General features: G+C 64.8%; 2 protein-coding genes. Both read left to right on the top strand.

The genetic code is table 11. The annotated features are described in order from the left end of the window. Window positions 1–1,042: hypothetical protein (locus HF327_RS21765; RefSeq protein ID WP_198462432.1), on the top strand; the 1,042-nt coding region annotated here is incomplete at its 5' end. After that, on the top strand, window positions 1,042–2,055 hold a 1,014-nt coding region (locus HF327_RS21760), incomplete at its 3' end, for a hypothetical protein (protein WP_198462431.1). The genes HF327_RS21765 and HF327_RS21760, both read left to right, overlap by 1 nt.

The raw sequence follows: 2,055 nt of genomic DNA, 5'->3' as shown, positions 1-2,055 counted from the left end.
GGCCAAGCGCCAGATCCTGAACATCAACACCAGCACGGCTGCGCAGATTGAAGCCTTGCTTCCCAAAATGCGCGAGCTGGCAGAAATCACGGGCAACCCGGCCGCCATCGACCGCGTCAAGGACTTGGAGGTGCGGATTCAAGGCCTGCGCACCAAGGCCAATGAAGTCAGCCAGGCTTTCAGCAACGCTTTTGGAAACAGCCTTTCAAATTCGCTCAAAAGCCTGGCCGATGGCACTGCTACGCTGGGTGAGGCTGTCCGTGGCCTGCTGAGCAATCTGGCGGCGGGCATGGGCGAGTGGGCGGCCCAGCAGCTGGCCATGCGCACCCAAGAGGGGGTGATGGGCCTGATCAATGGCGCGAGCAAGACGGCAGCCGGTGCAGGCGCTGTGACTTCTGCGGCCGCTGGTGTGGGGGCCGTTGTGGATACCGCTGGTGCTGCCGCAGAGGCCGCGACCACAGCTGCATCAACGGCCGCAACCATTGCCGATACTGCTGCCACCACTGCGGCCGCTGCAGCCACAACAGCCATGGCCACCGCCGCTGCGTTGGCTGCTACAGCTTTGCAGGCCGTGGCTGCATCTTCGGCCAGCTCGGGTGCTAGCAGTGCGTTGGGCGCTCTGAGCGCAGGCTTCTCCAGTGGCGGCTGGACAGGGCCTGGTACCAAGTTCCAGTACGCAGGCGTAGTCCATGCTGATGAATTCGTCCACCGCCAGGAGGTCGTGCGTCAGCCTGGCGCGCTGGCTTTCCTGACCCGCTTCAACCAGGTGGGCATGGCCGCGCTCAATGACTGGCTGCCCTATGCCGAAGGCGGCCTGGTCGTGGGCGGTGCATCGCTGGGCCTGCCGTCCGTGGGCAATTTCAAGCCCGCTGCGCCGGTATCAGGCGGCAGCACCACGGTGGACAACCAGCAGGCCTTCTACCTGGTCGATGACCCAGACCGCATTGCCTCCATGATGGGCAGCAAGCAGGGAGAAAAGGCCCTGACTGTCATGATCAGTCGTAATCCCGGCAAATTCCGCCAGATCCTGGGGGTGAGCTGATGGCCTTGCCTCTGTGGATCTTTCCGCCCAATTGGGGCAGCTCGGTCAAGGAAACCTTGGAATGGCTGACCGATGTGCTGCAAAGCCCCAGTGGAGCCGAGCAGCGCCGCGCATTGCGCTTGGCCCCTCGCCGCAGCTTCTCCTTTGAGGTGCTCGTGCACCGGGCACAGCGCACCCGCTTTGACCTTTGGGCGCATGTGCTGGGTGCGCAGCCCTTTGCCTTGCCGATCTGGGCCGATGCCCAATATCTCGGCGGCCCAGTGGCGGCAGAAAACAGCGCAATTGCGGCCAGCACAGCCGGATATGAATTTGCTGCAGGTGGCATGGCCGTGCTGGCCAGCGAAGACTGGAGCATCTCTGAGCTGGTCATGGTGGACCAGGTCTCTGCAGGCGGCTTGACCCTTGCCGCACCCGCCTTGCACGCCTGGCCAGTGGGCAGCCGCCTGCTTCCTGCTCGCAAAGCACTGCTGCAGTCACTGCCTGAGCCAGTGCGAATGACAGACGAGCTGGCACGCGCTAGCGTGAGCTTTGAGCTGCTGGAGCCTTGCGCCTGGCCAGCCGAGCTGCCTGCCACGCTGTACCGTGGCAAGCCAGTGCTGGAGACACGCCCAGACGAGTCCAACGACCTAACGCTGGGCTATGAGCGCTTGACCCAGCGCCTGGACAACCAGGTGGGCATCCCTCGCATCACAGATACCTCGGGCTATGGCTTTGTGCTGCAGCAGCACGCGTGGGCACTCTGGGGCCGCGATGAGCACACGGCATTCCGCAGCCTGCTGTATGGGCTGCGCGGCCGTCAGGCTGCGATCTGGGTGCCGACCCATGCGGCCGATCTGGTTGCTACTGGCCAGGTGCAGGGGCAGACCCTGCAGGTGCAGCCCTGCGGCTATGCCGATCTGGTGACCACCGGCAAAGCGCGCATGGGCCGCCAGGACGTCCGCATTGAGCTGGCCACGGGCGAGGCCCTGCACCGCCGTATCACGGCCGCCGCAGCGGGTGCCGCGCTGGAGACT

Source organism: Comamonas suwonensis, assembly GCF_012844455.2.
GTDB lineage: Bacteria > Pseudomonadota > Gammaproteobacteria > Burkholderiales > Burkholderiaceae_C > Comamonas > Comamonas suwonensis.
This window is presented reverse-complemented; position numbering and strand designations above follow the sequence as displayed.